Annotated in this window: 19 protein-coding genes; 5 read left to right on the top strand and 14 right to left on the bottom strand. The window is 46.7% G+C overall.

Going from position 1 to position 25,774, the window contains the following annotated elements:
• Position 1 precedes the first annotated feature (1 nt).
• The 6 genes from ACX9NY_RS14365 to ACX9NY_RS14390 form a co-directional block, all read right to left on the bottom strand.
• The gene (locus tag ACX9NY_RS14365) at positions 2–301 is read right to left on the bottom strand and encodes a lasso peptide biosynthesis PqqD family chaperone (RefSeq protein WP_339260080.1); all 300 of its coding nucleotides are present in this window, start codon (positions 299–301) and stop codon (positions 2–4) included.
• Positions 301–1,245: an aldolase gene (locus tag ACX9NY_RS14370; protein WP_339240918.1), complete on the bottom strand. Its 945-nt coding sequence runs from the start codon at positions 1,243–1,245 to the stop codon at positions 301–303. The genes ACX9NY_RS14365 and ACX9NY_RS14370 overlap by 1 nt, the downstream gene beginning before the upstream one ends.
• Positions 1,246–1,390: 145 nt before the next feature.
• Complete coding sequence (locus ACX9NY_RS14375; RefSeq protein WP_339240916.1) at positions 1,391–1,528, bottom strand: paeninodin family lasso peptide; 138 nt, start codon at positions 1,526–1,528, stop codon at positions 1,391–1,393.
• Between the two features lie 29 nt (positions 1,529–1,557).
• Positions 1,558–3,489, bottom strand: coding sequence for an asparagine synthase-related protein (locus tag ACX9NY_RS14380; RefSeq protein WP_342572424.1), 1,932 nt, complete (start codon positions 3,487–3,489; stop codon positions 1,558–1,560).
• Positions 3,486–4,754 (bottom strand): sulfotransferase family protein, encoded by a 1,269-nt coding sequence (locus ACX9NY_RS14385; protein WP_472479034.1) that lies wholly within the window; start codon positions 4,752–4,754, stop codon positions 3,486–3,488. The genes ACX9NY_RS14380 and ACX9NY_RS14385 overlap by 4 nt, the downstream gene beginning before the upstream one ends.
• Before the next feature lie 433 nt (positions 4,755–5,187).
• Positions 5,188–6,513, bottom strand: coding sequence for an MFS transporter (locus ACX9NY_RS14390; RefSeq protein WP_472479036.1), 1,326 nt, complete (start codon positions 6,511–6,513; stop codon positions 5,188–5,190).
• Between the two features lie 307 nt (positions 6,514–6,820).
• Here ACX9NY_RS14390 and yhbH point away from each other — a divergent pair, with 307 nt between their 5' ends.
• Together yhbH and ACX9NY_RS14400 are read left to right on the top strand one after the other, a co-directional pair.
• On the top strand, positions 6,821–7,990 hold the full coding sequence (gene yhbH / locus ACX9NY_RS14395) for a sporulation protein YhbH (protein ID WP_036609998.1): 1,170 nt from the start codon (positions 6,821–6,823) through the stop codon (positions 7,988–7,990).
• Complete coding sequence (locus ACX9NY_RS14400; RefSeq protein WP_339303226.1) at positions 7,987–9,423, top strand: SpoVR family protein; 1,437 nt, start codon at positions 7,987–7,989, stop codon at positions 9,421–9,423. Before yhbH ends, ACX9NY_RS14400 begins: the two co-directional genes overlap by 4 nt.
• A 107-nt stretch (positions 9,424–9,530) precedes the next feature.
• Here ACX9NY_RS14400 and ACX9NY_RS14405 read toward each other — a convergent pair whose 3' ends face one another.
• The 5 genes from ACX9NY_RS14405 to ACX9NY_RS14425 all read right to left on the bottom strand — a co-directional run bounded on the left by ACX9NY_RS14405 (position 9,531) and on the right by ACX9NY_RS14425 (position 19,619).
• Positions 9,531–12,011 carry an EAL domain-containing protein gene (locus tag ACX9NY_RS14405; RefSeq protein ID WP_472479038.1) on the bottom strand — a complete coding sequence of 827 codons (2,481 nt, stop codon included), beginning with the start codon at positions 12,009–12,011 and terminating at the stop codon, positions 9,531–9,533.
• Between the two features lie 265 nt (positions 12,012–12,276).
• Positions 12,277–15,099 carry an endo-1,4-beta-xylanase gene (locus tag ACX9NY_RS14410; protein ID WP_472479040.1) on the bottom strand — a complete coding sequence of 941 codons (2,823 nt, stop codon included), beginning with the start codon at positions 15,097–15,099 and terminating at the stop codon, positions 12,277–12,279.
• Between the two features lie 241 nt (positions 15,100–15,340).
• On the bottom strand, positions 15,341–16,345 hold the full coding sequence (locus ACX9NY_RS14415) for a LacI family DNA-binding transcriptional regulator (protein WP_339240906.1): 1,005 nt from the start codon (positions 16,343–16,345) through the stop codon (positions 15,341–15,343).
• 129 nt (positions 16,346–16,474) lie between these two features.
• Positions 16,475–17,482 (bottom strand): globin-coupled sensor protein, encoded by a 1,008-nt coding sequence (locus tag ACX9NY_RS14420; RefSeq protein WP_339260068.1) that lies wholly within the window; start codon positions 17,480–17,482, stop codon positions 16,475–16,477.
• 241 nt (positions 17,483–17,723) lie between these two features.
• Positions 17,724–19,619, bottom strand: a complete 1,896-nt coding sequence (locus ACX9NY_RS14425) for a PrkA family serine protein kinase (RefSeq protein WP_339260066.1) — start codon at positions 19,617–19,619, stop codon at positions 17,724–17,726.
• Positions 19,620–19,978: 359 nt separating this feature from the next.
• Here ACX9NY_RS14425 and ACX9NY_RS14430 point away from each other — a divergent pair, with 359 nt between their 5' ends.
• A complete protein-coding gene (locus tag ACX9NY_RS14430; protein ID WP_472479042.1) occupies positions 19,979–20,824 on the top strand; it encodes a DUF2161 domain-containing phosphodiesterase in 846 nt (281 codons plus the stop codon).
• Between the two features lie 107 nt (positions 20,825–20,931).
• Here the strand turns inward: ACX9NY_RS14430 and ACX9NY_RS14435 are convergent, their stop codons facing one another.
• The 3 genes from ACX9NY_RS14435 to ACX9NY_RS14445 form a co-directional block, all read right to left on the bottom strand.
• On the bottom strand, positions 20,932–21,558 hold the full coding sequence (locus tag ACX9NY_RS14435) for an FMN-dependent NADH-azoreductase (protein WP_169478771.1): 627 nt from the start codon (positions 21,556–21,558) through the stop codon (positions 20,932–20,934).
• A 188-nt stretch (positions 21,559–21,746) separates the two neighbouring features.
• Entirely contained in the window at positions 21,747–22,970 is a 1,224-nt protein-coding gene (locus ACX9NY_RS14440) for an aminotransferase-like domain-containing protein (protein WP_339240901.1), read from the bottom strand.
• 136 nt (positions 22,971–23,106) lie between these two features.
• Positions 23,107–23,763 (bottom strand): response regulator transcription factor, encoded by a 657-nt coding sequence (locus ACX9NY_RS14445; RefSeq protein ID WP_339240900.1) that lies wholly within the window; start codon positions 23,761–23,763, stop codon positions 23,107–23,109.
• A 439-nt stretch (positions 23,764–24,202) separates the two neighbouring features.
• On the opposite strand from ACX9NY_RS14445, the gene ACX9NY_RS14450 reads away from it, so the two are divergent.
• Together ACX9NY_RS14450 and ACX9NY_RS14455 are read left to right on the top strand one after the other, a co-directional pair.
• Positions 24,203–24,613 (top strand): hypothetical protein, encoded by a 411-nt coding sequence (locus ACX9NY_RS14450; RefSeq protein ID WP_472479045.1) that lies wholly within the window; start codon positions 24,203–24,205, stop codon positions 24,611–24,613.
• A complete protein-coding gene (locus ACX9NY_RS14455; protein WP_339240898.1) occupies positions 24,610–25,674 on the top strand; it encodes a phosphodiester glycosidase family protein in 1,065 nt (354 codons plus the stop codon). The genes ACX9NY_RS14450 and ACX9NY_RS14455 overlap by 4 nt, the downstream gene beginning before the upstream one ends.
• The last annotated feature ends 100 nt before the right edge of the window (positions 25,675–25,774 follow it).

Raw genomic sequence — 25,774 nt, forward strand, 5'->3', positions numbered from 1 at the left:
GCTACACTCCGCGAGTAACGTCGATCAGACCTTCACGGGACAAATGTTCCAGGAACTGCACTACCTGCTCACGACATACATCCGGCTCAATCTCATACTCCGCGGCGAGTACGTCTACAACTTCACCCAGCGTGCGTTCTTCTGCGATCAGATCCCAGATTCGTCCTCCGGTACTCCCGAGATTATAGTATTTTCCAGAGCTAATGCTCATCATGACTTTCTCACTGCCCATGTCACTCACCAGATTGCCTTCCTTCCGGGTTACCCGGTCTTCCACATTCATCGGCGTAGTCGCTGTCATTATCCTGTGTGCACTCCTTTACGTATATGATCTGTAATCCGATCTACCATCTCAAATGCTGTAAACTCAGCACCCGTTCTGACCAATCTGCCAATCTCTACACTTGCTGAAAGTCTTGAAGCCGTCTCGAACAGCCACTGTGCCAATCCCTGTCTTGCAACGAGTCCACCACGGAACGTATGCGAGCATAAGAGATGCAATCGTTCCAGCCCCTTCACTTCAACCAGTTGAACGGACGAATAGTTTGCCTCCGGTTGTGGAGCAAGTTCGAAGATTCCGCCTAGTGGTACGGCCATCTCATGAAAATAGTGTTGAACAGGTATCGCATACTTCGTAATCTCTGCGTGAACCGTTGCATAATCCTGTTCCTTCATGCCGAAACCATCCAGACTGGGCTGCCACAATTTTTGTTGTGGATAACCAGGCGATACGATGGCTCTTCCCCCGGCACCCCAGGTGAGTGCAACGACATCATCGGTGAGAAGCGGATATCCGCGTGATGCCAGTGCGGCCGAAAGTGTTGATTTACCTGCTCCCGAATGTCCGACAAATGCGTAAGCCCAACCATCAATAACCACTGCACTGCCATGCAATGGAAGAATGCCACGCTGCATCATTATGACTGCCATACACGTACCCAGAATGAATAATCTGACCTTTTTCTCATCTGCACCCGATATAGGGGACACGACAATGCGCTTTCCTTGCTCTATTAGAAACAGACCTGTATCTTCGATTTTGAAAAAAAGGCTGCCCTCTCGTGCCACAAAGTTGTCGTTACCTACATCCCAGTCCTCCCACAATGGGGTCAAATCTGAAGACTCGATGTGTACATCCGCTACATCCCAATCCGTCTCGGCATGCTTGGGTGCAATCTGAAGTTCAGGCATTCGAATTTGGCTCGACCAGCGCAGACCATACGCTACATAATGCACAAGCAACAATGAACGACACCTCCTTCGTGATTAAATGTAAAAAAAGCCCTTATATTCATGTTGCTCAATATAAGGGCGGAGGCGAAATCTGGATTGGTTCCATTTCCGCCCTTTAAGTATGATGACGCTGGTTAAAACTTAATAACTTAACAACTTAGGAAGTTGGATCGTACAGATCCGCATCGTGATCAGTTACCCAGTCAATTTGTCTGTAGCCAGTACCGGCCATCGTTTGATTGACTTCCAACACTTCAAGAGCTGGAGCTTGCCATTCTTTCTTTTCGTTTTGCATTGTTTTCACCTCCCTTCATGTGCACATGGTCAAAATTTGCGAATAAAGCGGTACACGATCAGACTATGCATCATCAATCGCAGATCCGGATGTGAAGCGAGCTCCGGTCTCGGACTCGGAAAATTGGCCAGGGCAGATTGGATGCGCTCCGTGTTTAATATGCCAGCGACCTTGCTGTCAGAACACAACTCACGCAACTCGGCCGTAAACGACTCCCAATTTGGAATGATGCGATGTAGCCAATCCGCCGGTTGTACCCCCCGTACACGCTGATTCAGTCTGACCTTGTCGGGCAACTCGGGTGAAGTCGCCCGGCGAATCAATGAACGATCCGTTCCGTGCTTCACATATTGTTCAATCGGTACAGACAGACAGAATCGAATAACCCTGATGTCACTGGTCGGGTCACGTTCCCAAGCCCGATAACGGAGAGAACATTTTGTGGCTACGGCACCATTTTTATTCGCAATGGCCAGGTTATTGAATTTCTCGGCACGAACCTTGAGTGCATCTGCCTGCGCACCGCCTTGACGAACAATAATGGATTTGAGTCGTTCCAGCACACCCGTTCTTTGCGCAAAATCAGGATGGATCAATTGTACAGATGCGGCCTTGCTTGCTCCCTTGGACTGAGCCTTGAACCATTCCGGATATGCCTTTCGCCCCGTAATCTTGGCTATACGGGAGAAGGGCATGCCGGTCCGTTCACTATACTGCTGCATCTCACGGAACCAGCGGTACCAGCGGCCACTTTTCAGCAGACTGGCGTAATAATCCAGAGCCGGCCCCCAGGAGATGGTGAAATTACCACGTGCGCCTGTGAGCAGAATACCTGCATCTTGCTGGCTTGCTTTTTCATAGAATCCGCGAATCCAGAATGAATTTTCAAAGTATTTATAGGGCATTTCCATAATGTCGAGCCACGTATCTATTTCACTAAGTGGGCTTCTGCCTTCAAAATCAAGGTAGTTCTCCGTAATATTGCCGACGTGATTAATCGTGGAACGTATGAAGGGCCTCTCATCGGCTAGCAACGTTTTTGACGTATAATCAGTGAAATCCGGTACGGGAACATAACTATAGGCATGCAGGCGTTTGCCCTGACTTCTCAGTGTTCCGGAAGCAAAACCTACCACGGCCCCCGAGTCCAGTCCTCCACTTAATGCGGCAGCCACCTGCCTGTGCGTTCGCAATCGTGATCCGACTGCCTGAGCGAATACCTCTCGGAACGCTTCTACATATTCACCGTCGGATTTGAGCCGTAGAGGTTCCACTTCATCCCAACGATGATATTGCTTCAGCTCCAGCCTGCCGTCACGGAAGACAAGTGTATGTGCAGAAGGCAGCTGGCTTACCCCACGATATACGGTCGAATTGATATCTGCTGAATCATGCATGTCGGGAATGGCAAGAAACTCAGATAGCCAGGTCTCATCAAGTTCTTTATGTACCCCTTCAAGCCCGAGCAACGGATTCATGAGTGTGCAGAAAGCAAATCGTGAACCATCGTGTCGGTAATAGAAAGCTCTCATGCCTGTAATGTCTCTCGCTGCATACAGTTTGCGATTCCGCTCATCCCATATGGCGAATACAAAATCCCCCAGCAATCGGACAGCTACATCGTCTCCCCAGCGCTGATAGGCACGCAAGATCAGTTCACTATCCGCCAACATAGCCAGTTCAGCTCTGGATATCTGTAATTGATCTGCCAGTTGTTCCCGATTATCCAGAATGGCATCTGCCGTGATCGTCAGGCCACTTTCCTCATCATATAAAGGCAATTTCTCGCTAACCGATTCCGGTGTAATCCATTGGGCATGACAGCTAAGAAAAGCCTCGTTGCCTTTCCACACTCCTGTTGTGTCCGCAGGCACATGCCCCAGGCTTGCATACAAGCGCCAGCTGTCTTCCCATAGCGCCTGTTGACCATCGTTATGAACAATTCCCGCTATGGCGCTCATGACTTTCCTCCCCGTAGAATCTTGCGCTGTGAAGCCCAGGCGCTGATCTGATGACCAAATGGTACCCATGATTTGATACGCTGTATTTTGCTTTGAGCAGAAGCCAACTGAACTTTCAGGCGTTCCCGCTCACTGTATCCCCGTTCCAGACGATGATCTGCCGCCCGTAATGCAGCTTGCAGTTGTCTGATCGTGACCAGTGCAGCCAGTGTAGGGTCTGTCTTTTCAGGTTCTTCGACAACTTGGTCATCAGGAGTCCAAAGCGGAGCATGAACGACAGAATCTGCTGGCTGCATTCGGTATTGCGGTTGCCACTGGCAACCGGTCGCTGCTGTCAACTGATGCGTGATCCGGTCGATAACCTCTTGATCAGGACTTGCATCATAATGGACTCCCGTCCATTGTTCGGCTTCTGCGAGCTGTTCACTGTATCCCATCCGGTGGAACAGATCTGCCCCCATCACACGGCAATACAATTCAACTTCACCCGGCTCCAATATGTTTTTCCAGTTGTTAACAGAACCCTGATGTGCCTCTTGATGCGAAGAAAGAAAAGGATCACCCACGCCCATACTGTAAAACATGTCAGACTTCGGACTGTCCAGAAACTGTCCATATTGCTCCATACCCTGTTCATATCGAATTCCCAGAAATGCGCATAGTTTCTCAAGTTCTTCCTGAGGATTAGAAACTAATTGTTCATATTGCAACTCATACGCATTGGAGTGTGGTTCGGCAAAATAATCATTCAAGCGGAGCATCCCAAGTGTGAGATCCGCAGATTTCATATTTAATTTGGGGCTATGCAGACTATGAATTAGGTCGAACCCTTCTCCTGTATGGCGGTTTACCTTTTTGAATGATGCAGCTATGGCCAGAGGATTACGTTGGAGATGAATGCGCTTGGACTGAGGGAACAGACGATCCAGCCATTCAAGCATGTAATAGTACCGTGGAGATTTATCTACGATGAAGTCTGCTCCGCTACCCTCCAGGAATCCATTGTAGATCTCGAGAGCAAAACTTCGGCACGCCTTTTCGAAGACATCCTCGGGTACCATAGCATTGTAGAACTGACGAACGATGGAGCTACCACCATAAGCGCGTGAATCACCTTTGGGCAAATCGACAAGATTCATCAGAAACCACATTTCCTGGGTGGCAAATATACGACTGTGATTTTGCAGCATGACGGTGGATAAGGAACTACCACTGCGGGGAACACATAGTAAGAAAACAAGTCCGTTACCTTGAGCATCGATCAATGGCAGCCTCTCCTCTGTTCATTAGTATAAATATGTAGCCGGGATAGACCAGACTCTACCTTTGTGTTTGGCAAAACGAGTAACATGCACGCTATTGGTCAGTATTTTGCAATATTCCGGCGGAATCTTACACGGCAATGAAGCAAAACACATGGTTGTATTCGACAACTCTCAGATACAGTATGTATTCATAGTTTTACTCTATGATACAAAATGTATCATGTCAATCTTTTATTTTCACCTTTTCATAAATTGTTACTCTTTCACTGTATTCTGCTGTCTGTCGTTTAATCACTTCATCCTATCAATCTTAATAAAGTTGCATAAATGCGAATAAGCTTCAGACATGTTCTGCGAAGAACAACGCCTGAAGCCATGAGTATTCCAACGAGAAGTTGGATATGACACCTATCAAAAAACTAACCAGTAGACCCTACATTTGAACTTTGCCCAGCAGAGTTCCGACACTCCCCTTACGCCCTTCTTCCTCATCTGCAAAAGTAGCATCCTGCATTCCCTTCTGTACGTTTACAGTTAACAATACTGCAATTCCGGCGACGAAAAAGAAAATGAGGGACAGAATTCCCCAACGTGTAGAACCTGTTATTTGCCCAACATAACCAAACACAAAGGGACCGAAGATCGAAGAGAATTTGCCTGTAATATTCACGAATCCAAAATACTCACCTGTTCTGCCAGCTGGCATCAGATTGCTGAACATGGAACGAGCTGTGGATTGACTTACACCCTGCACGACACCAACCAATCCAGCGAGCATATAGAAGTGAATCGCTTGTGTCATGAAATAACCGAGAATTACGATACATATGTATACAGATAAACTGAAGATCAATACCCGCTTCGCTCCCCAGCGCTGTGCCCAGGCTCCCAGTAACAAGGTGCAAGGGAAACCGATAAACTGGGTTAACAGTAGCGCCAGCATCAAGTCGGCTGTACCTATGCCTATACTTGTCCCGTAGATCGTAGCCATCAGAATGATGGTATTAATGCCGTCATTAAAAAACCAGAAAGCCACCAGCATGCGGATTAACTGGGGAAAACGCCTCATCTGACGAAAAGTTTGCCGTAGTCTGCGAACACCCACCGCAGCATACCCTTTCCACGTGCCGGGCAGATCTGGTGATGCTGGCCGTCTCGGAGCATGGCGAAAGATCGGTATTGAGAACAAAAACCACCACAGCGACACGGAGATAAAAGCTAGCCTTGTGCCTGCCAATGTACTGCTCATCCCGAACCAGCCCGGTTGCTGAATCATCAGCATGTTCACTGCAAATAGCAAACCTCCTCCAATGTAACCATAGGCATAACCTTTGGAAGATATCATGTCTCTTCGTTCCACAGGTACCAGATCCGGTAGCATGGCATCGTAAAATGTATTACCACCTGCAAAACCAATCGTAGATATGACCAGTAATGCGGAAGCAAGTAACCAGTCCCCTTCTCCGATTGCGCTGAATCCCAATGTGGCAAGGACACCAATGATTGCAAATATACGCAAGAAGTCGCCCTTCTGTCCTGACAAATCAGCCAGCGTGCCAAGCAGCGGTGTTAGCAGAGCTACGCACAACATGCCAATGGAATGGGTATAGGCCAGGTAAGATGCGGCCGTATCTGTATCCAGCGTAGCCGCAGCAACCGAAGCATAGAATACAGGCAGTACTGCTGCCAGCACAGTTGTCGCATATGCCGAGTTGGCCCAATCATACATAATCCAAGCCTTGATCGCCTTTCTATTCACATACATCCTTCCTTTTCATGCATCTCTATAGTCTGTGTTCAGAGAATCAAAAGTGGACTTTTTAAACAACCTCTATCAGATGCCAGATCGATGTCTTTCTCCTATTGTAAAGGAAGGATATCACACTTGTTCACTGTTTATGTAAAAAATGGAGCCGTTCTGTTCTTACGACACACCTTACCTCTGAGGTGAACTTGTGTAATTGTATCATTTTATATCCACTCTCATCACATATCGTCCTCGCCCGTGAATATACTTAATTACCGACAGGCCAAACTGTGCCGCGTAATCAATGGGGGGTGCCTACATGTCAAATTCACACCAGCCTTACTCGTTCGTCGTGTCGAAGGAAGATTGGTCGCTTCACCGCAAAGGGTACCAGGACCAACAGCGCCATCAGCAAAAGGTGAAAGATGTCATCAAGCAGAATCTGCCTGATCTGATTACGGAAGAAAACATCATCATGTCTGATGGAAAACAAATCATCAAGGTACCAATCCGCAGTCTGGATGAGTACCGTTTTGTGTATAACTACCAGAAGCAAAAACATGTCGGTCAAGGAGACGGTGACAGTCAGGTCGGAGACGTCATCGGTCGTGATCCCTCTGCTTCGCAGAAACCCGGCAAAGGCGAAAAGGCTGGCGATCAGCCGGGTCATGATATTGTGGAAGCCGAAGTTAGTATTGAGGAATTGGAAGATATGCTCTTCGCTGAGCTGGAATTACCCGATCTGAAGCAGAAAGATAAAGACTTGATTGAGACACATACGGTGGTATTCAACGATATTCGCAAAAAAGGCATGCAGTCCAATATTGACAAGAAACGTACCATTCTGGAGAATCTGCGTCGCAATGCAACGACCGGTACCCCGGGCATCCATCATATCAGTCCAGATGACCTCCGCTACAAGACATGGGAAGACAAAATTATTCCGCAATCCAATGCCGTTATTATTGCCATGATGGATACATCCGGGTCCATGGGTTCGTTTGAGAAATACTGCGCGCGTAGCTTTTTCTTCTGGATGACCCGTTTTCTACGCCGTCAGTATGAGAAAGTCGAGATTGTTTTCCTCGCCCATCATACGGAAGCCAAGGAAGTTACTGAAGAAGAGTTCTTTACCCGTGGCGAGAGCGGAGGCACCATCTGCTCCTCTGTATATATGAAGGCGTTGGATATTATTGACAGCCGTTATCCACCTTCAAGCTACAACATCTACCCTTTCCACTTCTCTGACGGGGATAATCTAACCTCGGATAACGAACGGTGTGTGAAGCTGATCGGGGAGTTAATGAAACGCAGCAACATGTTTGGGTACGGCGAGGTGAATCAGTACAACCGCAGCAGCACACTGATGTCAGCTTACCGTCATATCAAGATGGATCAGTTCATGTATTATGTGATCAAAGAAAAAGGCGAAGTGTACAAAGCTTTGCGCAGCTTTTTCCAGAAAAGGGAAGGAGGCAGCGTTAGATGACAGATGAGATTCGCGACCTCGAATACGCCATTGCCGAGATTATGGAGATTGCCAATGGATTCGGCCTGGATTATTACCCCATGCGGTACGAAATCTGCCCATCGGATATTATTTATACCTTTGGAGCTTATGGCATGCCGACCCGTTTCAGTCACTGGAGCTTCGGCAAAACTTTTCATAAGATGAAAATGCAATACGATTTTGGACTCAGCAAAATTTATGAGCTTGTCATCAATTCCAACCCTTGTTATGCCTTCCTGCTGGATGGCAATTCCCTGATTCAGAACAAATTGATCGTAGCCCACGTCCTGGCCCACTGCGATTTTTTCAAAAACAATGCCCGCTTCTCCAAGTCCAACCGTAATATGGTCGAAAGCATGGCCGCTACGGCCGACCGGATCAGCAATTATGAGATGGAGTATGGAACGGAAGCTGTTGAAGCATTTATCGATGCTGTCATTGCCATTCAGGAGCATGTAGACCCACAGCTGATTAAACCCCGCCATTTGGACAAACAACGCTATATGGAGATGAAAATGCGGGAGCAGCGCGGTGAGAAAGCACCCCGGCCGGAAGGTCGCTATGATGATCTGTGGTCACTTGATGATGTGCAGACCGAAGAAACACCCGCCGAAGGTATTCAGGTTCATCACTTTCCGCCCGAACCGGAGAAGGATGTCATGTGGTTTATTCAGGAATTCTCGGAAGTATTGACCGACTGGCAGCGGGATATCATGAGTATGATGCGTGAAGAGATGTTATATTTCTGGCCACAGATGGAAACCAAAATCATGAATGAAGGCTGGGCATCTTACTGGCATCAACGCATTATCCGTGAACTCGATCTCAACAGTGAAGACACGATTGAATTCGCGAAGCTCAACTCCTCTGTCGTGCAGCCATCCAAACAAAGTCTGAATCCGTATTATCTGGGACTGAAGATTTTCGAGGATATTGAACGGCGTTGGGATAACCCCACCCGTGAAGAACAGGAACGTTGGGGCCGCAAACCAGGGCAAGGTCGTGCCAAAATGTTCGAGGTACGTGAATTCGATTCCGACACCTCCTTTATCCGCAATTACATGACCAAGCAATTGACCGAGGATCTCGACCTCTACGTATTTGAGAAAAAAGGACCGGACTGGAAAATCACCGACAAGTCCTGGGAGAACATTCGGGATCAGCTCGTATTTTCACGTGTCAACGGGGGATCACCTTATCTGGTCGTGCAAGATGCTGACTATCTGCGGACCGGTGAACTCGTACTGAAACATCAATATGAGGGCATCGAGCTGGATTTAAAATACATGGAACGCACGCTGCCTTATCTGTATCGCCTCTGGGGGCGTACGGTACATGTAGAGACACGTGTAGAGGATAAACCGATCTGGTTTACGTATGATGGTAAGAAGCATCACCGCAAGTTTATGTGAGGTTATGATAAATGCTTATTTCGTGAACGATATCATTAAAAGATATGATACCAAAAAGCGGCAAGTTCCCGACATACATGGGAACTTGCCGCTTGGCATACAAAAAATTAGGAAGGTAACGCTGGTGAACCAGTCCCCTGCAATCGCAGCGGCACAAAAAAGTCATGTTCCACTTCACTTGCGGGCAGTGGACGACTGAAATAATATCCCTGAATCTCCCGGCAGTCATTCTGCATCAGAATATCGAGTTGGCCTTTCGTCTCAATGCCTTCGGCAATCACTTCCATCTTGAGATTCTGTGCCATCGATATAATGGTCGCCACAATCGCCTGATCGCTGTGACTCTCTGTAATGTCCGTCACGAATGAACGATCAATCTTAAGCTTGTGAATCGGGAAATGCTTCAGATAACTCAGGGAACTGTATCCCGTACCGAAATCATCCAAGCTGATTTTGACACCCAGTGCATTAAGTTCATTCAGAATTGCTGTAGATACCGTTGCATCCATCATCATGCTCTCTGTAATCTCCAGCTCCAGATAACGTGCCTCCAGTCCTGTCTCCAAGAGTGCATTCTTGACCTGTTCTACCAGGTTGGATTGATGAAACTGCTGGCTGGACAAGTTTACCGATACCGGAATGAGCGGCCCACCGCTGGCATGCCAGAGCTTCATCTGCCTGCACGCTTCGCGCAGCGTCCATTTCCCAATCTCATAGATCATACCTGTCTCTTCTGCAAGCGGGATGAACACATTGGGTGCAAGCAGCCCTTTGAGTGGATGGTTCCAACGTATAAGAGCCTCGACACCAATCATACGACTATCCTCGGTACGAATCTGCGGTTGATAGTACAGAACCATCTCATCGCGTTCCAACGCTTTACGCAGGTATCCTTCCAGCTCAATGCGTTCATAAAGTTCCGAATCCAGTTGGGCCGTGTAAAATTGGAAGCCATTTTTGCCATTCTTCTTCACTTCATACATGGCGGAGTCCGCATGTTTCAGCAAAGCATCGACGCCCACTCCATGATGGGGATACATCGCAATTCCAATGCTGGCGGTCACGTAAAAGTCATTTTCCTTCAAGCGATAGGGTAACTGAATGGCTTCAACAATCTGTTTAGCAAGTTCTGCCACTCGTACCTCTGTCGCTTGATCATGGGTCACAACGAGTGTGAACTCGTCACCGCCCATGCGGGCCAGCATGACATTCTCCATAGCCAAGGGATCAGAAGCCTCTATGGCTTTCATAATCCGGTTGCTGACTTCTCTTAGAAATACATCTCCAACGGAGTGTCCCAAAGAGTCATTTATCATCTTGAATCGGTCTATATCCATCACCATAACAGCAAACGAATGTCCTTTTTCTTCTGAAGATTGGATTGTACATGCCAGCACCTCATCCAGCTTGCGCCGATTGGGCAGCCCCGTCAACGGATCATGCAAAGCTTGGTGACGAATATTCTCCTGAGCCTGCTTCTCCTCCGTAATGTCTTTGATCAGAATGTGGCTTCCCACATGATTACCATCAATGACAACCGGGACTACAACAATACTAAGGTCCAGAAGTTCACCCCGCACGTCTCTCATCTTGGCCATGTAATGCATCTGCTCCATCCCATGATCATCCCAATCAATGGAATCGAATTCACTGATCCATTCTATATCGATCTGCTGAACAATCTCATCAATGGAACGATTCATGACCCTTGTTTCAGGATAACCGGTGATTGTTGTTACTGCAGCATTAATGCCTTTGACAATGCCTTCCTTGTCTACTGAAATGATCGCATCCGAATGATTATGATACAGTGCCTGATACCATTGCTCGTTCTCATGAATCCGTCGATCCTTCTGGGACATACGCTGGTTGATAAATATGCCGAATAACGTCAAGCCCAAGGCAATAAATGTGCCCGATGCGATCAGGTAGGCGAGAATACCGGGTTCAATCTGCATCCCTGAACTTGCCATCGAGGCATTTGAATGATGGAACTGTGCGGCTGACATCCCAGTATAGTGCATGCCAGAGATTCCAACACCCATAATAAGACCGCTGCCCATCTTGTAAACCCAGGTATGTCTGGATTGATGATATCGGAAGAAAAACATGAGCCATAGTGCCGCAAATGAAGCAAGTGCTGCAATCAGAATGGATAACATCACTCTGCCAGGTTCATATGTAACCGGAGTCGACATCGCTGCCATTCCCACATAATGCATTGAGCTGATTCCGACTGTCATAAGCACTCCAGCAATCATGAGCTTGCTAATCCTGCCCGATTGTCTTCCCGCAATGTTCAAGGCTACCCCCGATGCGACAATAGCAAGTAGAACAGATAAAACGACCTTACCGGTGGAATAGGAGACTTGCGTAGGCAGAACAAAAGCCAGCATACCTACGAAATGCATGGACCAGATCCCCAGCCCCATCGAGACTGCACCGCAGGTAAGCCATACATTCCGCGCCATCCCGCTAGCCTGACTTACACGGCCTGCAAGGTCAAGGGCTGCGTACGAAGCTAACGATGCAATAATATAGGATAAAATAACAAGTTCTAAGTTGTACGTACCATGTAGGTGCTCCACTCACTCTGTCCTTTCAACCGGGAAATGCCTCATATGTATGCAAAAATGTAAAAAAGAAGCGAGTGCGCTGTCTGGATGACAGGCACTCCCTCCGCATCATTTGACTCGTGACCACAGACTCAGTTGAAGCCGTTGTCATACATTGGAACCCGTTTATTTGAATGTATATAGTCTAAACGTCCCAGCCTTTAAAATCAACACTTATTTCCAGAAAAACGAGGTTTAATAGCTCACATTCTCATATTCTGATACACAGCTCAATATTCTATTTGCGAGTCAGTAACAGACTGCCAAAACCGGAAGTATCCTGATAAGAATTACCTGATGAATCACTCCAGATGGACACACTGCTTCGCTTGCCATCCCCCGCGCCATCATCATTAACTTGAAGATCGAATCCAATCCATCGTTGCCCTTCAGCACGAACGCTATCTAGTGGGATTGCCACTTCAACGGTATACCCTCCGCTTGTTAATCGGGTAGCTGATTTGAAGTTTTCTTTCCGTGCATTTCCTCCAAAAGAAGCCTCATTATCAAAGTTAACCCGGTACTGGGCGTCATCCTCCTGATAGAACGTTGTCTGATCTTTGTTTTGGTCAATAAAAATCTCGATCGAATCCTGCTCATGTGCATTAGAACTTAATTTGCTTCGCAGAGGATCTTTCACATCTGCCAATACGTACAGGTATTTTTCATCCCATAACAGCTGTGCAGTCGCCGTTGCACCTGAGTTTCCGATGACCCAGACATCCGTTTTAACAGATGCAGCCTTTTTCCAGATGTCATCCTTTTTCGCATCAATTACAGGTTTGCCATACGTGACCTTCGTTTGTTTCAAGACAGAACCCAGCTTCAATTTCCCCCGGTTGGCTGGTTTATCAGGCTGTTGATTGGAACTATCATTCCAGACGATGGTAGCTGTCTTACCCGCAGCATATTCATCCGTAATCCGAAAATCTAAAGACAAGACCTGGCCTTCGGCAAGTAAAGCAGCTGACATCGGCAGGGATGCATATACAACATAACCCGTTTTTGTCTCCTGTACGTTGTATGCATTCTTATCCTTGCCTTTACCGCCTTCCCGTTTGAACGTATATTGACCATTTGCAGACGGCGGATTTTTCTTCTTGGCAGTTAGATCAGCTTCAGAAGTGGCAGCGCCTGTACTCTTTACTTCTTCCGCGAGGAAAACCTGCACTTGATCCCCTTTGCGACGTGTGGTGTCCTTCACTTCCACTCGTAAATTAACCTTTTTGGCATCCCACATTACACGGGCATCACCCGTAACTGCGGATACACCATCTGCCAGATGATTAATTCCAAGCCCTTTCACAGCACCCCATAGAACATCTTCCTGTCCTTTGTGATTTGGAAAAGATGGGCTGGCCTTCAGTGCGGTCCACTCATTACGATAGATCGGAAGAGTGGTAGCATCCACCAGTGCCCAATAGGCCGGTTTTGCTTTCAATTTACGATCAAACAGCAATGGTGCATCTTTACGTCCTTTGACTGGATGATTATCAAGCCATGTACCATCATCCGCAAGTCCCCAGACCGTAACACTGTCCATGACACCACGTTTTCCCAGGTCGTCAAACAGATCGAACAGCTCACGATAACGATAAGCTTGCTGCAACATTAATTCATCCGTAACAGGCATCTCCTGCTCAGAATTACTTGAATAGATCGAAACGTCCAGCTCTGTAACCTGTACGTTCACACCAAGAGCGATCACTTTCTCAAAAGCCTCACGAATGAGCTTTACATCCGGTCCGTACATGGACACATGCATCTGAAATCCAACCGCATCAATCGGTGTTCCTTTGGCAAGCAGCTTCTCTACAAGCTTCACCATATCATTCACCTTGTTTCCATTTCCCTCCATTCCATAGTCATTAATCACTAATACAGCATCCGGGTCAGCCTCGCGGGCATATCGGAAAGCCAGCTCAATGTAATCACTGTCATCTCCGTCGCCATCCACATCCCCTATAATATCTCTCCATTTGGAACCACTCGCCTGATTGCGCAAGCCGCCTCCATCCGAGATGACTTCATTGACGACATCCCATGTATGAACCTTTCCTTTGTAACGAGTCACGATGGTCTGAATATGAGTCTTCATTCGTGCAAGCAACTGTTCACGCGTGGCAGGTTTGGAGGCATCATTCGGATCGGTAAAGAACCAGTCCGGCACCTGACTATGCCATAACAGGGTATGACCTCTTACCTCCATGTCATTTGCTTCGGCAAAGTTCACCAGACGATCTGCCTCTGACCAGACAAACTGCCCTTCCTTTGGTTGCATCGCATCCATTTTCATAAAATTGCCGGCTGTAATACTATTAAAATGTTTGGTCAACAACTGGGAATGCGGATCTTCTGCATCCAGTGCAGACTGGTCGATTGCCGCTCCCATGGCATAGTTTTTTCCCACGACATCCACTAGATTCGGAATGTTCGGCTCTATCTCTATTTTTTCGGCTTCGGTAATCAGAACATCATCCACGTAAAAAGTAATTGTATCTGCCGGCGTCACTTCCGCTGACGTCTTCCAGGGTGTCTCTGCATACATCCGGAATCCGGTGATGCCACTATTTTCCCCTGGAATCACCACATCCGCCTCGATTTTTTTCCATTGTCCTTTATTCAGGGTTGCAGAGGCAAATGTAGCATATTCACGAGTTGAAGCGTCGTTATTGTACTCTTTCTCCAGTGAACCGTTAATGACCTGACTGTCAGGTCCTTCATCGTACATGGCCCAAAACGAAATATGAACCGTGCTGCCCTTCTGTACATGGTCCATTACTTCAATTAAGGGTCCATGGAACGTTTCGGTACGGGAAGAGGTTCTCAGACTGCTTGTGCTGTCGTGACCTTGCGCTACGATATCAAGCTTTTCACTCGCCCGTGGACGCCATTGTCCCAACGCACCATCTTCAAAATTAACCTCGAACAGCACTTCATCATCGCCCGTCTTAACGTCAGCAGCCGCTTGAGCACGTGCCCCTCCTGTTCCCACACTCGGGAACAAACTGAAGATCAATACAGCCGACAAGCACAAGCTCCACCATTTTCTCAAATGCATCCGATCTCCTCCTTAGTTGTTTGTGAAGAGTAACCTCTGTTCTGTCATGCGTCCGCCCTTCACAAGTTCGTTGGGCAGGATTGGATAGACATTATTCAACAGAAATTGTAAGCACTTTCATTATACGATTGCCAGCAAACTTTGTTTACCCGTTAAACTATAGGACTTCTTCTAAAATCTTCACCATAATATAGAACGACAAAAAGCACAGCTTGTTCGCTGTGCTACGTGTGAAACGTCTTTACACTTTTAAAGGCGCTGTCGTCTGACGGATGACCAAATTGGAAGGTTCCGTCACAACGGGTGGAGAATAAGACGGATTCTCAATCATGGCAATCAGATATTCTATGGACTTAATGCCAATCGAATAGATATTCTGATTCACCGTGGTCAGTCCCGGTTTGAATACTTCAGCATAATATGTGTTGTCAAATCCGACAACAGAAATATCTTCTGGCACACTCAGTCCATGCTTTTCAATTTCATGAATTGCCCCAAAGGCAGACATGTCTGATGCGCAGACAATCCCCGTCGGTTGATCCTGAAGTGCCAACAATCTTCTTGCAGCCTTGCTACCGCCATCAAATGAGTAATCGCAAACTTCCAGATATATCGTAGAATACGGAATGCCGCATTCTCGCAGTCCTTCCCGATATCCTTCCAATCGCAGATTAGCTACGGCAGGTCCGAGTGTTCCCGAAATATAAGCAATCTTGCGGTGTCCGAGCTCATACAGATGTTTGACACTCATGGAGATGCCGTTTGCGTTATCCGTAGTAATGTAACCGGCGCGTTTGCCCAACAGGTCCGTATCGATAAACATTGTTGGGATCTCTGCATCCACCAGTTCCTGAATACTCGCGTTATCTCTGCCTTCCCCGAATACCACCACACCATCCACATTACGACTGCGGCAATGTTTGATGAACGAGTACGTCGGATCATCGAATCGTGTAGACAATCGGACCAGATCATAACCACTGTTCTCCAGCGCAGTCTTAATCCCTTCCAGCAATTCCGACACAAAAGGGTTTGTAAATGGGACCGTCAACAATACACCTACCGTCCATGAACGGCGTTTTACAAGTCCACGTGCGACCACATTCGGTTGATATTTCAATAATTCGATGGCTATATTGACTTTTTTGCGTGTTTTTTCACTTACATCAGGATAATCGTTTATCACTTTGGAAACGGTTGCAACAGATACTCCCGCTTCCTTGGCCACATCATGGATAGAAGCCATCTGATCACCTCAACCTCTTTCAAATCCCCTGTCTCCGGCTGCATTTTCCATAACATCGGCAGGTTTGTCTACCCATTATAGCTTAAAACAGCCTGAAACGGTATGGAAGGTTCCTATTGCTTTTAACGTCTATTCCTGTTGTTCCAGATTCTTCAAATCCAGAGACAGTTTCTCCATTGTTGTTGCAAATACAGCCAGTTCGGCCGAGCGTGAAGCTTGGCTACGTGCTCCACGAGACGTATGATCCGACTCTTGCTGCACACTACTTAGTTTCTTCATGATCTGCTCTAGATTAGACTGAATTTTACCCTGGGCATCCCGGGAACTGGCTGCGAGCTTGCGCACCTCACTGGCGACGACCTCGAAGCCACGACCGAACTCTCCTGCATGAGCAGCTTCAATCGCTGCATTCAGGCCGACAAGATGACTCTGATCCGATATCTCGCGAATGAGTTCACCCATTTTTCCAATCTGCTGGATCTCCCCGGTCAACTCCGTGAGCAGAACTTGAGCCTGATCCTGAGAAGCAGCTGTTTCTTTGGCCACATTCGAGATAGCCAGCGCATTTTCATTCAGTTCACTGATCATGCCTGTAAGCTCTTGGGTAATTTGCGTGATCGCCTGCAAAGTATGTTGTTGATCATCGGCAAGCTGATGTAACTTTTCTTTTTCTTTCTTCTCATATGCCTCAAGGACAAGCTGTGAATCCAGATTAAACATTTTACTGAGCGCCTGAATGACAAGATGCCAGGAATCAGGGATAACCTGCTGGAATATGCTCGTTGCAATATCAAGGTAAACCATATAGGTACCCAGATAATAATCTTCGGACAGGCCAATACGGGAATGCACAAGCCCAATCGCAATACGTTGTTCAATATATGCGTCGTCCACGATTCCATCCGTCATCGATAACCAGTACATCTTCTGTGTTTCCTTTAGACGATCAATTGTAGAGAATCGGGCAATCAGATCTACCAGATCAGGATAATTCCCCACATGATTGTAGAAATGATCCACCACTTCATTCACGACTTTTTTAAAAACAGGCCGATGATCGGCAAGCAGTGCCAGATCTCTTGCGGTTAATCCCATGTAATCAAGTTGCTTCTGTCTTGTTGCGGAAATACTGCTCATATCTGGTTCAGTCAGCTCCTTAATAAACACCATTACATTAAATTGTAAATATATGTATTGATTATAGACTAAAATACCCAAACTTACATACACCTTTAGAACTAATTCACCGTAAAATTAACCTTATTTGTCAGTATTTCAGGTTAATAAGATGCTTATGGAACTAAAAAGGCCCTGACTCTGCTGTGAAGGAGCCTCACAGCAGACATCAGAAGCCTGATCCGGAATGGTTCGTTGCCGATTAGCGATTAAGCAGACTGCCCACATAGCGTAGCAGTTCATTGGCGCTGGCTGCGGTATATCCATGTTCTTCAATTAAGCGTTTGATCACTTCATTCATTCGTTTCAATTGGGTTGCATCTGGTGTTTTGGTGGAGGTTGTAATCTTGACGATGTCTTTCAGATCTGTAAACAACTTCTTCTCAATCGCTTCACGCAGACGGTCATGGCTGCTGTACTCGAATTTGCGCTCCTTACGGGAGTACGCCGAGATTCGGATTAGAATCTCTTCCCTGAATGCTTTCTTTGCATTCTCGGAGATTCCGATCTGCTCCTCGATGGAACGCATCAAACGCTCATCCGGGTCCATTTCTTCATCCGTGAGTGGATCACGAATTTTGGACCAGTTGCAGAATGCTTCAATATTGTCCAGATAGTTCTCAAATAATGTTCTCGCCGACTCCTCGAATGAGTACACAAATGCTTTCTGTACTTCCTTCTTGGCCAGTTCGTCATACTCCTTGCGTGCAAGAGCAATAAAATTCAGATAACGCTCCCGCTCTTCTTTCGTAATGGAAGCATGTTGGTCCAGACCGTCCTTGATGGCCCGCAGAATGTCCAACGCGTTAATGCACTGAAGATTTTGCTTGATCAAAGCACTGGAGATCCGATTGATGACATACCGCGGATCAATGCCGGACATCCCTTCATCCAGATACTCATTTTGCATCTCTCGCAGATCGGCTTCTTTATAACCTTCCACTTCCTCACCGTCATACATCCGCATTTTTTTCACGAGATCCATGCCTTGTTTCTTCGTTTCCTTCAAGCGGGTAAGTATGGAAAAAATGGCTGCAGTCCGCAATGCATGCGGTGCAATATGAACATGCTTCATGTCACTTTGCTGAATGAGCTTGGCATAGATTTTCTCTTCCTCGGATACTTTCAGGTTGTATGGAATCGGCATGACAATCATCCGGGATTGCAGTGCCTCATTCTTCTTGTTGGAGATAAAAGACTTATACTCCGATTCATTCGTATGCGCCACAATCATCTCATCTGCACTGATTAAGGCGAAACGTCCTGCTTTGAAATTCCCCTCCTGTGTAAGCGACAACAGATTCCACAGAAATTTCTCATCACATTTTAACATCTCCTGGAACTCCATCAATCCGCGGTTCGCCTTGTTCAACTCTCCATCAAAACGATAGGCACGTGGATCGGATTCAGAACCAAACTCGGTAATGGTGGAGAAGTCGATGCTACCCGTCAGATCGGCAATATCCTGCGATTTCGGATCGGAAGGACTGAATGTTCCTATCCCCACCCGATTATCCTCGGAAACAATAACCCGTTCCACAGGCACCTTGCTGATATCACCGCCATATTCGGTACGGAGTCTCATTTGGCAAGATGGGCAAAGGTTCCCCTCAATACGAACTCCAATTTCCTTTTCCACTTCAGGACGAAGTTCCAATGGAATCAGATGCAGTGGCTCCTCATGCATCGGGCATCCATCAATAGCATAGATAGCACCTTTTTTTGTCCGCGAGAATTGTTCAAGCCCCCGCTTCAGCAACGTCACCAGCGTTGATTTACCTCCACTTACGGGACCCATAAGCAGCAAGATCCGCTTACGTACATCCAGGCGGCGTGCTGCTGAGTGAAAGTATTCTTCAACCAGCTTTTCAATGGATCGATCCAATCCAAAGATCTCCTGCTCAAAAAACTTGTACCGCTTATGCCCACCTACTTCTTCCACGCCAAACGATTCAATCATTTCATACACTCTGGCGTGAGCCGTCATTGCCGGAGTCGGGTCCTCTCTCAGCAGTTCAATATAATCTTCAAATGTTCCGTTCCATGTCAAACGGTCACTCTCTGCCCGATGTTCCGCAACGCGTTCAAAAATATTCATGCTTGGTACCTCCCATGGCTCCTTTAGTGTGATTGTCAACCATTCCGAATGGTATGAAGAAATCAATAGAATTGCGGCTCCTGCTTGAATACCAATCTTGCGGTCCTGTGAAGTCCCGCCACCCTCTGTCCAAACATCTTGTTTTGTTGTGAAAAGTGTATTACATACCTATGCGGCAATTCGGATAAGTTGACCTCTTTTTTTCAATCCACGGATTCGAATTTTGGCTTTTCCCTGTTCTATCAGACATCTTGTGCGTTCAGAAAAAAAAGAACGAATATGATATAATGAGGGTTCTAATTCAGGAAACCGGACAATGCGGTCAGAACTCTGACTACTTTGGGAAAGGAGCACGAACGATGGCAGTGCAATACGAAACCGAATTATATTCGCCTGTGAAGGCTTTCTTCGAGCAGCGTGGCTTCGACGTAAAGGCGGAAGTTAGACATTGTGACCTCGTAGGGGTCAGATCGGATCAGGAGGAACCACTGATTGTGGAGATGAAAAAAACATTTAATCTCTCCCTGTTGTTGCAAGGCATGCAGCGCTTGAAGCTTAGCCCGTTCGTGTATTTGGCCGTCGAGCGCAATCGCAGCAAACGTGGAGCCGTGAACCAACGCTGGAGCGAACTGACTGCATTATGCAGACAGCTTGGTCTGGGGCTGCTGACAGTCACATTTTACAAAACCAAACCTCCCCTAATTGATGTATTATGCGAGCCTTCTGCACAGACTCCCCTCACTGGCCGCAATCAGGTTGCTCGCAAAAGTGGTGTTCGGCGGAAACGCCTGCTTAAGGAATTCGACGAACGCAGCGGTGATTATAATACGGGAGGCAGCACACGCAGACAGCTGGTCACGGCATATCGTGAAAAGGCCTTACGAGTCGCATCTGCTCTGCGAACGAACGGAGAATCATCTCCCGTCATACTCGCCAGACAAACGGGTGTAGGTTCTGCCGCGGCGATTCTGCAAAAGAATTATTATGGCTGGTTTGAACGCCTCTCCCGAGGGAAATATATTCTGACGATTAAGGGAGTACAAGCGTTAACCGAGCATGCACACATGCTTGAGGATAATAATATGATTGAACGAACCATTAATGAACTTGATGTAACGTATTCCGTATCTGGTGAACATAAGGGCGACCTTGCACATATCGCTGAAACCGCGGAGCAATACTTGAAAAATACAGGCCATAACTGATATGGAAACACTCGAAATACGTGATATGAAAATGAGAATGCAAAAACACCTGTAATCTCCAGAGGAGACAACAGGTGTTTTTATGTGTTACATATAGAAAATTGTTATTAGAAGCTTGCTGCTACTTCGGAAGCCAATTTCAGACCTGCAGTAACAATCTCTTCAGCACGATCTGCAGAAGCGTTATGTCCTTCAACGATAACCACTTCAGGGCTTTGAATGCCCCACAAGCCGAGAACTGTTTTCAGGAAGTTCAGGGACATTTCAGCAGCTGCCATTGGACCTTCGGAGTACACGCCACCACGTGCGTTAAGCAAAGCTACTTTTTTGTCGCCAGCAAGTCCTACAGGACCTTCAGCAGTGTATTTGAATGTTTTACCAGCTTGGCTCAGGTAAGCAATGTAGTTTACCAATGGTGCAGGAACAGTGAAGTTCCAGAGCGGGAATGCAAATACCACTTTGTCAGCTGCCAAGAATTGATCTTGAAGCTGTGCTGCAAGTGAAGCTGCTTTTTGCTCGTCAGCTGTCAGTTCAAAACCGTTAGCTGCTTTGTAAGTACCTGTGATTGCAGTGTTACCATAGAATGGGAATTCTGTATTGTAGAGATCCAACTCAGTAACTGTGTCACCTGGGTGGGACTCTTTGTATGCGCTCAAGAATGCATCGTACAATTTAACGCTGACTGCTTGATCTGCAGGACGGTCATTTGCTTTAACGAATAAAATATTAGACATGTTGAATTTTCCCCCGTTAGATAAAATATATGAGTGCTCTTTCTGAACTGGCCACCATTGTAGCTTATATAAAGAAACCAACAACTCATTAATTCATATTATATATAAAAATGTTAGTGGATGCAATAACGTAATCACTTTGGTCATGAACCAATTTTAATTTTGCCACAATCTATTTTGGATCTGTCTTAGCTACGAGCCGTAAATTCGGAAATGGCTTCACTGATCAGATTCATGCCGAGCAGCAGTTCATCCCGACCCGGATGGCTAAAATTTAATCGAATGTAACGTTGATCCTGTACACCTGTAGAACATAGCGATCCAGGCAGAAAAGATACCCCTTTGGGCAGAGCAGCCTTAAGCAGAGCGCCACTATCCAATCCTTCCGGCAACTGTACCCACAGATACATTCCACCCTCAGGAATGTTGTATTGACACCCTTTCCAGCCTGGTCTCTTCAACAGTTCAAGCATCAGTTTGAGTCTTGTCTTATACTCCCGATTCAACATGGACAGGTGATCACTCCAACGAAACGGGGACTGGGCAAGCAATTGATACAACAGCCGCTGATTCATCGGGCTGGACTGACCATCGGCAATCCGTTTAACTGAGGCCATGGCCTGAATCAGTGCCGGGTGCCCCGCGGCCCATCCGGTTCGAAGAGCGGGCGCTACCGTTTTGCTGAATGAACCAATGTATAGAACATGTCCACCCTGATCTGCAGTATCCAGTGCAAAGAGTGAAGGGTATTTACGATAGAATTCCGTTGGCTCCAGGCCATCGAAATGAAGCTCCCCGTAAGAATCATCTTCCACTAGCAGTACACCATAGCGCGAACACAGTTCAAGGACAGCCTCCCGACGCTCCATACTCCACAAAGCACCTGTCGGATTTGAGAAACTGGGTGCAGCAAAAAGCAGCTTCGGTCTAACCTGCTGCATGTGATGCTCCAAAAGGTCTGGTAGTATGCCGTCCCGATCACCCATTACGGGCACAATCTTGGCTCCTTGCATTTCCAGAACCTCAAGACAGCCTGGAGATGTAGGATGTTCAACCAGTACGGAATCTCCTGGCTCAAGTAATAGACGCATCACGAGATCGATGGCCTGCTGGGTACCAGTGGTCAACAGAATCTGCTCGGGTACCGTTCGTATGCCTTTGCGTGCATTCCAGTCCTTGTTCAGCCACTCTCTTAGGGGGGTGTAGCCTGCTGGCTCTCCATATTGCAATGCGGAGGGGCCTGAACTAAAGACAGACACCGCTGCTTCTTCCAACAATTTGAAAGGAAACAACTCCTCCGCAGGCAATTCTTCTGCCAGAGAAATGAAATAATCTCTGCCAGACATCTCACGTATATCCCTCAGTGGTGATGACAAAAGCCTGTTGGTACGGGAAGCAAAGAAATATTTCATCGATCCGTTCCCCTTTCATCCCTATTCCGAAACTGTACTCGCAGTCCGCAGCCCTACAACCTATTCGTGCTCGCCATCGAATATGACCGGATGCATATCGACCAGTTGTGATAATAAGAAGAACAAACCCGATTCGTCAGGATCCCGTCTTCACTTGTCTTGCATGCAAGGCATAACGTTCAATGGCCTGTGCTCTGCTGCTTACTTCCAGCTTCACGTATATTTTACGCAGGTAATTATCAATGGAACGTCTGCTAACGTTGATCTCATTCGCTATTTTATCATAGGTTACACCCTGAACAATTCTTTCCATGATAAAAGTTTCGGTTTCTGTTAATTCAATTACACGTGATTCTGTCGGAGACTCCACAGGTTGCGCCCACTCCGCACTGTTTAACCACGCCAATGGAATGGACACATGGCCCTCACGTAACCCAGAGATCAGATGAATCAGCTGGCTAGGGGAAGCCTGTTTGGATAACATGCCGCTTGCACCAAGACTCATCAGATGACGAAACAGCTTCACATTATCTTCATCCGTCAGAATGATGATGTGACTGTGAGCTGACAGATTCTTCATCTGGGCAATATATTGATCGGCCGGGCCCTCTGGAAGACGATAATCCATCAGAATCAGATCAGGCTGGTGCATATTCACTAGATCGAGCCCTTCTGTTCCGGTCGAGGTCATGCCACGTACCGTCAAATCTTGCTGCTCTTCCAAAATCAATTTTGTACCGAGCATGCTGGTGGGGTGGATATCTACGATGACCACCTGCCATACTTTTTTCATTGTTGTTCCCCCTGTTATGTATTGGACAAATAGCTTCTAGCTTCTGTCATGATGATGCCATCGTCTATGCGACAGTCCGAGTATAGAAGAAGCATAGGTCGGATTATGTCGAAAAATAGAAAAACACAGGATGCAGCCGATAAAAAAGCTCTATTTTCACCGTATTTTGTTATAAAAACACCATGACGTCCATCTTCCCATCCCCGGAAAGGTAAAAATATAGTATAAATTTCCTGCATTTCTATCTAAAAAAGTCGAAAAACCTGCCCAAAGTTCCTACTTATTGCATCTATAAGAAATTGTATCCTAGGACTTCCTTCCGATGCAATCTCTTTTTACTCTATTAAGTAAAGAATTTCATTTTTGCGTAATCAATAGGGGCATGATAGAATGAGGACTGGAAAAATTTTTGTACCTATAAATGACCAGGAGTGATGATATGAAACCATCTGCCCCGCCCTCTGACATCCATCACACCCGGAGCGCCAAAGGCAAGGCCGGATCTTCAATCAAGCTGTTTCTGGTAATGTGGATTGTGCTCATTGCACTGGGAGTCGTTGGAACCTACTATTATAGTAACCATCTCCAGCAACAGATGATTAACCAGCTTCAGTCCCATAATCAGCAGCAGATTACAGCGTTAAAAACCGACTACGAAAATCAGCTAACAACGATATCTAAGGAAGTAGAAGACCTGCAGGGACAAGTTCAATCCTTCAATGAATTGCTGACTTTCACCAAGGATAATGCAAGTGACAAAACGGATAACAGCAACAAACTCTATACCCAGCTGAGCGAAGTCAAAAAACAACTGGAGACACTCCAGAAAAAGATGGACCTGCTCAAATGATTACACCCGTCAAACAGGTTAATCGTTTTTTTATGCTTGCACTCGCTCCTTTTGTTGGATTGATATTATGCCTGCTGTTGCTTCGTCCTCCGCTCGAACCCGGAGGTTTGATTTCTGCCGAACTGTCAGAGGATACGATTACACCCCGGGCCCAAGCAATTAGCCAAGAGCTTGCCGGGGCAAAAGAGGCTGCTGTCCAGACTTCTTCTTCTATTAAAAGAACGACACAGCTCTATAATAAAACAACAAGTACGATGTCTACACTCGTACAGAAGGCTTCCGCTCAGGCGGATCGTCCGGAAACGATCTACAACAAACGGATTACATCCAAGCTTGGCGTTCCATTTGAACGGGTAGACAGTGACCGGCTAACGATTGAACTGTACAGAGTGAATCCTGGCACCTATAAGGGCTATGCCATGAAGATTAAGCTAAAAGACCCCACTGCTATGCAGATGGCTCTGGACAGTGAACCTGGCCGTTCTGAGACAACCATGCAGGCTGTGAAGCGTAACGGCGCGATTGCTGGGATCAACGCAGGTGGATTTGCTGACAGTGGCGGTAAACGTTACCCACTTAGCACAACGGTTATGGATGGGAAATACGTGAACGGTTTTCAGGCCAGTTTCAAAGACCTGTTTTTTGTAGGACTTAACGATGCCGGCAAGCTGGTCGGAGGCAAGTTCTTCGATAAAAATTCACTGGATCGCCTGCGGCCACAGTTTGGGGCTACGTTTGTTCCGGTGCTGTTGCAGAATGGGCGTAAAACCACAATTCCCGATAAGTGGAAAGTATCACCCAAACGAGCACCACGTACGGTCATTGGCAATTATAAGGATGATCAATTGTTGATCATTGTAGTCGATGGATATAATGAAGGCGGAAGTTCCGGTGCTACCCTAGAAGAGTTGCAAGGACGGCTGTACAAGCTTGGGGTTATCGACGCCTATAATCTGGATGGCGGCGGATCTTCCTCGCTTATTCTGAATAATCGGGTTGTAAATAACCCGTCGGATGGCAGTCTAAGACCGGTACCCACACACTTTTTATTTTACAAATAATAGGGTTAAGCATTTCTTTTCTACCTATAATGGTTATAATAGAAGAAAATGAGCTTGTGCAGGAGGTGCGAAGGGTATGTCATTTTCACTGACATTCTGG

The organism is Paenibacillus sp. CB74 (assembly GCF_055687625.1).

Excerpts from the sequence above, each read along its gene's own strand:
- ACX9NY_RS14445 (WP_339240900.1), bottom strand. The coding sequence starts at position 23,763 with ATGAAAAAAGTATGGCAGGTGGTCATCGTAGATATCCACCCCACCAGC.
- ACX9NY_RS14365 (WP_339260080.1), bottom strand. The coding sequence starts at position 301 with ATGACAGCGACTACGCCGATGAATGTGGAAGACCGGGTAACCCGGAAG.
- ACX9NY_RS14380 (WP_342572424.1), bottom strand. The coding sequence starts at position 3,489 with ATGAGCGCCATAGCGGGAATTGTTCATAACGATGGTCAACAGGCGCTA.
- ACX9NY_RS14430 (WP_472479042.1), top strand. The coding sequence starts at position 19,979 with ATGGCAGTGCAATACGAAACCGAATTATATTCGCCTGTGAAGGCTTTC.
- ACX9NY_RS14440 (WP_339240901.1), bottom strand. The coding sequence starts at position 22,970 with ATGAAATATTTCTTTGCTTCCCGTACCAACAGGCTTTTGTCATCACCA.
- ACX9NY_RS14400 (WP_339303226.1), top strand. The coding sequence starts at position 7,987 with ATGACAGATGAGATTCGCGACCTCGAATACGCCATTGCCGAGATTATG.
- ACX9NY_RS14410 (WP_472479040.1), bottom strand. The coding sequence starts at position 15,099 with ATGCATTTGAGAAAATGGTGGAGCTTGTGCTTGTCGGCTGTATTGATC.
- ACX9NY_RS14450 (WP_472479045.1), top strand. The coding sequence starts at position 24,203 with ATGAAACCATCTGCCCCGCCCTCTGACATCCATCACACCCGGAGCGCC.
- ACX9NY_RS14455 (WP_339240898.1), top strand. The coding sequence starts at position 24,610 with ATGATTACACCCGTCAAACAGGTTAATCGTTTTTTTATGCTTGCACTC.
- yhbH (WP_036609998.1), top strand. The coding sequence starts at position 6,821 with ATGTCAAATTCACACCAGCCTTACTCGTTCGTCGTGTCGAAGGAAGAT.
- ACX9NY_RS14415 (WP_339240906.1), bottom strand. The coding sequence starts at position 16,345 with ATGGCTTCTATCCATGATGTGGCCAAGGAAGCGGGAGTATCTGTTGCA.
- ACX9NY_RS14435 (WP_169478771.1), bottom strand. The coding sequence starts at position 21,558 with ATGTCTAATATTTTATTCGTTAAAGCAAATGACCGTCCTGCAGATCAA.
- ACX9NY_RS14375 (WP_339240916.1), bottom strand. The coding sequence starts at position 1,528 with ATGCAAAACGAAAAGAAAGAATGGCAAGCTCCAGCTCTTGAAGTGTTG.
- ACX9NY_RS14420 (WP_339260068.1), bottom strand. The coding sequence starts at position 17,482 with ATGAGCAGTATTTCCGCAACAAGACAGAAGCAACTTGATTACATGGGA.
- ACX9NY_RS14425 (WP_339260066.1), bottom strand. The coding sequence starts at position 19,619 with ATGAATATTTTTGAACGCGTTGCGGAACATCGGGCAGAGAGTGACCGT.